Annotated in this window: 9 protein-coding genes; all 9 read right to left on the reverse strand. The window is 31.1% G+C overall.

Annotated features, from left to right (window positions below; genetic code table 11):
- Nucleotides 1–52: 52 nt before the first annotated feature.
- Nucleotides 53–208, reverse strand: coding sequence for a hypothetical protein (locus B0183_RS12395; RefSeq protein ID WP_158661816.1), 156 nt, complete (start codon nt 206–208; stop codon nt 53–55).
- A gap of 104 nt (nt 209–312) precedes the next feature.
- Nucleotides 313–864: a hypothetical protein gene (locus B0183_RS11320; protein WP_231401402.1), complete on the reverse strand. Its 552-nt coding sequence runs from the start codon at nt 862–864 to the stop codon at nt 313–315.
- Between the two features lie 71 nt (nt 865–935).
- Complete coding sequence (locus B0183_RS11325; RefSeq protein ID WP_078208816.1) at nt 936–1520, reverse strand: hypothetical protein; 585 nt, start codon at nt 1518–1520, stop codon at nt 936–938.
- Between the two features lies 1 nt (nt 1521).
- Nucleotides 1522–2649, reverse strand: coding sequence for a type II secretion system protein GspD (locus B0183_RS11330; protein ID WP_078208817.1), 1128 nt, complete (start codon nt 2647–2649; stop codon nt 1522–1524).
- Nucleotides 2646–3671 carry a zonular occludens toxin family protein gene (locus B0183_RS11335; protein WP_078208818.1) on the reverse strand — a complete coding sequence of 342 codons (1026 nt, stop codon included), beginning with the start codon at nt 3669–3671 and terminating at the stop codon, nt 2646–2648. The genes B0183_RS11330 and B0183_RS11335 overlap by 4 nt, the downstream gene beginning before the upstream one ends.
- Nucleotides 3672–3675: 4 nt before the next feature.
- Nucleotides 3676–3969, reverse strand: coding sequence for a DUF2523 family protein (locus tag B0183_RS11340; RefSeq protein ID WP_078208819.1), 294 nt, complete (start codon nt 3967–3969; stop codon nt 3676–3678).
- A 9-nt stretch (nt 3970–3978) separates the two neighbouring features.
- Complete coding sequence (locus tag B0183_RS11345; RefSeq protein ID WP_131826779.1) at nt 3979–5436, reverse strand: hypothetical protein; 1458 nt, start codon at nt 5434–5436, stop codon at nt 3979–3981.
- Between the two features lie 48 nt (nt 5437–5484).
- Complete coding sequence (locus B0183_RS11350; RefSeq protein ID WP_075604599.1) at nt 5485–5718, reverse strand: hypothetical protein; 234 nt, start codon at nt 5716–5718, stop codon at nt 5485–5487.
- Nucleotides 5719–5732: 14 nt separating this feature from the next.
- On the reverse strand, nt 5733–6002 hold the full coding sequence (locus B0183_RS11355; protein WP_202113585.1) for a hypothetical protein: 270 nt from the start codon (nt 6000–6002) through the stop codon (nt 5733–5735).
- Between the last annotated feature and the right edge of the window lie 150 nt (nt 6003–6152).

Here is a 6152-nt window from a genome sequence, read left to right on the forward strand (position 1 = left end):
CATAACCTGTAGGGCATTATGCGAAATTATTTCATGTAAATTAATGAAAAAATCAATCTATCTTACTCAACTCTCTTTCTAAAATTTTTATAAATTCTGCCTCAGATAGATTAGAGGGAACTGGGATTATTGGAACATTACCAGTTTCAACATCACGTATTGCTTTTTCTGTTTTATCATTTAATTTTTCTAGAGTTGTATCTATCATTGCTAACGCCCTCGCTATCGCTTTGGTTGTTCAAATTTTTAACCACACATTACACGCATACGAACAATAAAGTTCTAGTGTAATGTGTGGCTAAAAATTTTTAATTATAACGATGATGCTTCATCTTTAGTTTTTTGTTTTTTATCTTCAGACTGTATCTTTTTGAATGCGTCTAAGAATTCTTTTTTTGCATAAGTCAAGTTAATTTTAAAACCACCCATATGTGGTTCTGATAATTCGATTTCTGAATTACCGTCTTTAAATTTAGCATATTGATCGCCTACAAATGGACGTTCTTTTTTTACAAGTTTATATTTGCTTGCTAGTATTTTGTATAAATAATCGAATTTTTTATACCGGTTTTTTGAATCCTCGATAGAAGATATAGAATTAAACTCAGAACCAACAAAAACCAATACCCCTTTTTCATCAAAGATAATAAGCGTTGATTTAAGATCTTCTAAATCTAATTGCGTTGGATCAATAAAATACTGATTACCCTTGCTGTATTTATTAACACCCTCCGGTTCAAGGTTATACATTTCTTTTACATCTGTTTCTGTTGTTTTACCTAGTTCCATTTTAAAAACGGTTGGTTCAGCTAATACTGAAGTACTAATAGTTGCAAATAATGTAGCTATTAACATCTTTTTCATAATGAGTTTCCTATAAGCTATAAATAACAAAAATAGCCATCTCCTCATTCTTGCGGGGATGGCTATTTTTGTTATTTTAAAGTTTCTAGATATTCTGCATAACTAGATCTCATATATTTATCTATTTCTAAACTAAGTGTATCTATTCTTTCTTTTAATTCTCTTTTTTTCTTTTTGCCTTGATTCGTTTTTTTCATTTCTAACTTCATAAATTTGTTCATGGTTTTCTTTAGTTCAACTTCCTTCTCTTGTAATAATCGCTTTCTTTCTTGATTATTTATAAAAAGTTCTTTCAATAAAAAAACAAATGGTATTTTATTATTGAAGTCAATACCAAATATCATATAATCTTCTACATTTTCTGATTTAGGAGATATGTGAATATACTTTTCGAAATCATATATACTTATTGCAGAACCATCATTAAAAATATGCAAATAATCGCCATCTGTATAATGAATGTCATAATCTGCATTGTCTTCTAGTATATCTTGAGCAGGTAAAGTATTCTTTTCTTTTAAATACTCTATAATCCATTTTACAGCATCACAATGAAAAGATTCTCTATATTTCTCATCTATTTGTTTGTCTAAATCTGACAAAAGCGACTTAAATTCATTTAATGACAATTTATAATCTAAATTTTCCTCATACATATTAAATTTCCTTTACTTGTAGAAGAACTATAATATCTGTTTTAGTATTTTCATTTGATTTTCCACTTAACCAACCTTTAGGTAGCAATGAAAAACCGGTTTCGCCATTAGATATTTTATTTTCAGCTAACCCACCTAAAACGATAACATCACCGCTTTTAACCGTAACATCTGTTACCAGATCACGCTTTACCAACGTTGGGCTATTATTTACACCGGTATCTGTTTTGATGAAATTTGATAGTTGTTGTTGAATTTTCAAATCAATCGCTTGATTTTTTATAGTCGGTTGAATGTCAAAAATGACACCACTTGAACGATACTCAATAGATTGAATAGGTCTTCCCTCCTGATATATTACATTTGATAAAACAGGAACATCTGAGCCAACTGAAAAATTTCCTTTAGAACCCGATTTTACTCTCAATGTTGGACTGCTGACAACTCTAAAGCGTTGATCTGTTCTAAATAATTCAAACATTGCATCTAAATTACCTGCATTCACAGTAATGAAATTTTCATAATTTTGCTTATAGCCCACACTAATGCCTAGTTTTCCTGACAGTAATTTAGCAAGTAAATTGATACCACTTCCCTCTTTTTCTATGTTTTGTACTTCAAAAACATACCCCGTAACAACTACTTCACGGCTTTTAGTATCAACAGATTTCAATACGCTTTTTATACGCTCAATATCTTCAGATACGCCATAATAAACTAATTTATCGCCACTTGCTGAAACCTGCCCTTCTCCCTGTAAAAATCCTGCTAGATACTCAACATCTCTATAAACAGGTGTATAAACATAACTACGTTTTACAACTTTAGGCTGTTTTGGCTCTATATGCCCAATATATACAACGCCTTTCTTCTCTGATACGCTGATACTCATATTACTAAAATAACGTTGTATAAATTGCTCAAAATCCTGCTGCTCGGTCGCATGAAAGCTAATTAAACGAGTATCTCCAGCCAATTTGGGATCTAACATATACGGCTTTTGCAATACATCATCATAAATCATTGATATAGCACGGGGTAAAGGAACTGCTTCCAATTTAAAATCTACATTTTTTGCATATACATTAGAAATTAACATCAAAGATATAATAAACTTAAATTTGTTCATTTTACTTCTCCGGAATAATAATTAACAATTTCATCATCAATCTTGCCTTCTAGCATTCGCCCACTAAAATTAAAAACTCTACGGGGTTCAAGTCTTAATCTTCCCTGCATATCAATTAACACCACAAAAGATTGACCATTTCTCTGTAACTCGCCTGCAATTCGCCATTTTTTTGATAATTTGATAGGGTGGTCAAGCACTTGAGGTGCTATCACTTTTGTTGGAAGCTTATCATTAACACTTAATTTCTCTGTGGTTTTCTGTTCTTCACTTTCCTTTTCTTTAAAAAAGAAATTACTAAAAAGCTGATAACCCGTAATTGATAAAATAATGATTAAAATAATCATTGCTTTGAACGTAAAAGATTTAAAAATATTCCCTCTGCCATCAACTACATTTTCTTTTCCATTATCTCCATCATAACTTTTATAAAGTCCGAAAATAGACTTGTCATATTTTCGCTGCAATTGAAGTGTTTTATTTGTCTTTGTTATTTTTGCTCCTGTGAAAATATCTACTCTATAACGATTTCTCATACCTAGAGCAGTTAATTTTGACATTTGATAAGTTGTTTCAATACGATCTTTAATAAATCTAGGAAGTTGAGAAATAGATTGGTTGATAACTACTAAATCACAACATTCACCGGTTTCAGCGTGCGTAAAATGGCGATGTTCGGCTAAAAAAGAACGATGATTTTCATGAATTTTATCGTTTGGAAAAATTCGCCAAACCTCATCAAGACAAATCAAATCACCAGCTTGACAGACTGTTTCCTCAGCTCCTTTATATGGGAAAAAATTTGCTTGCTGGCATTCCTCATCAGTTACACTAATATAACATCCTAAAGTTTCCTCTTTTATGCCTTTTGAAAGACAATAATCAACAAGTTTTTGCTCTGTAACACCTTCAATGTTACTAATTATTCTTCGCCCTCTTTTAAAGTGCTCAAGGATAACAGAACTAACTACTTCATATGTTTTTCCACTACCTGGGATACCTACATAAGCTAAAATAGCCATAAAATTACCCCACTACTGGAATTCTGCGAATAATAAAACGAGCTAACATTGCTGAGATATATAGAGAAAGCCCGTACGGAACTTTAAATAACTCTAAGAAATACCAAATATCATTAGGTAATTGATTTAATAATGATTGAAAATCCATATTAAATTCATTAGGAATGAATAATTCAATAATGACCGGAATAAATTCAGTAGTGATATAGAATAACCCAAAAAATATAAAAAACTTAATCACAACGCCTTTAAATAAAAATTCCAACAAACCGCTTAATAGTTTTACGATAACACTCATTTTCTAATCCTATGCACTTAATAATTTACGAAGAGAAACAATTGACCAAACTACAACAAATAAAGAAGATAATGTGCTTCTGTATTGTTCGATTAAATCACAATGGCTACTTATTGTATAAGTGTGGCCAAGGGCTTCAAATGACCAAATAGGACAAGTTGCTCCACGCCCTTGAATACGCAATCGTTGCAAGCTCGGGAAAAATTGTTGTAAGGGTTGCAAAATCTGTCGTGCAGTTGGGTTTTCTAATCCGGGATAATCAAGTTCTGAATAGTCTTCAATTTGTTCACTATTACCACTTCCATCCGGTTTATTATGTGATATTTCTGTGGATGATGTAGATGGATTTTCTGTTCTCAAATGTGGTTTTAACATCGAATCAGAATAAGAAAAACGTTTAAAATCAGCTCCTGTTACACTAGGGGTTTCTTCAGGTACAGTCGAAGCAACATCTTCTGGCGAAATATTAGATACTAAATGTCTTTCTTCAGGTGTTAAACTTTCTGCACCTACAGACAATACCGAGCGAATAAAATCTGCAATATCTTCTTTCGTAGATATAACTTCTTGCTCATCAGGTAAAACTTCATCTAACGGAACTGATTTTATTTCAATCATTCCTGTTTCTGTATTTAATCCTTTTGCTTTTTCTTTATGAATTTGAAATGAAAAATCACGATTTTCTTTAGAACAATAAGAATCATCTGTTAAACAAACTCTATAATCATAATTGAAAGAATAAGTAATAATATCTCCTGACTGACTTATTCTTTTAGTTGTTTTCCTTAAATTTATATCTCCTACTTTCCAATCTCCAATATTAAATCTCTTAATTTCTTTAGGAACTAATTTCTCTTTTATGCAAGATAACACAATATCCTCACTTACTCCTTTACATTCCTCAGTGACATAATAATCTTCAACAACAGGCTTTTTAATATAAGGTACTTCACTCACATTATTTGCATCAATATAAATTCGTTTTATTGTCCCTTTATCATCAATATCAACATAATAACGCCCTTCATTATCTTTTTTTGCAATAGCATAACCTGTGTCATTATTCTCTAACGCATAATCTAAAAATGTACCAAAACCAAAAGATATAGCTACCCCGACTAAAGGGTTTTTAAGATATAACCCCCCTAAACCTTTAATTACACTGGAATTTGTCTTAGCTATATTTTTAATAACGGATAATTTTTTTTGGTTGAATAATTCATCATTTACAGATTTACTTAATTCATAAAATTGACTATTTGCAGAACGAGATAATCTATCAAAAGTGTTTGATACAGTTTGACTCATTACTCTGTTAAATTTTGTTTCTGATTCAACTTCTTTTGGCAATGCCGATGCCAATGTAAATTGGCTTAATAATAAAATTATCGAAAAACCTAACCATCTACACCACGAATTACTGCCCAAGCACATAGTAAACCCCATAAGAAAAAAATTATTTGCCACATCATATTCATACCTTAATAAAAAAGGGGCTATATTGCCCCTTAGCTTCTATGCATTACGCACAGCCTTAATAATCCATTGCCCACCTTTCCAAGTGACTAACGCACCAACAATCAACGCAATAACACCCAATACGGCTGTCATTGCGCTAGAAAAATCAATTTTCGATGTTAATGCAGAATAATCAACAGTCTGTTCAGACGCTAAAGCTAAACCAGACATACCTAAGCTTGACACTGCTAAACCTAACTTAAGATAAGTTTTTTTAAGACTTTTAAACATAATTTAATTTCCCTTTAAGCTCTTTTTATTGTTTCAATGATTAACCAACCAAATTTAGCAATTAACCAAAAGAGCAATGTTATAGTAAATGAAGCAGCAAAAAATTCAGGATAATACTCAATTCCTACCACTTCCCCTTTTGAAGTTTCCATTGATTGAAATTTTCTTATTTCAGCTTTTGGCACCTTCAAAACTGATTTATTACAACTATAAATAGTTTCTTCTAAATTATTACTGGAAGAACAAATTTGTGCTGTAACTATAACTTCTTCATTTTCATCCATATATAATGTTCACTACCAAAAAATATAAAGCAGAATAGATAATGCTAATGAACTTCCAACAAAAGATGCTGCTGTTAATTTCAAGAATTCAATCATTTTTATTCCTTTTATATTTAACAAAACATTACATTATGCGAAACAATAGAATAT

Source organism: Glaesserella parasuis, assembly GCF_002015085.1.
Taxonomy (GTDB): domain Bacteria; phylum Pseudomonadota; class Gammaproteobacteria; order Enterobacterales; family Pasteurellaceae; genus Glaesserella; species Glaesserella parasuis.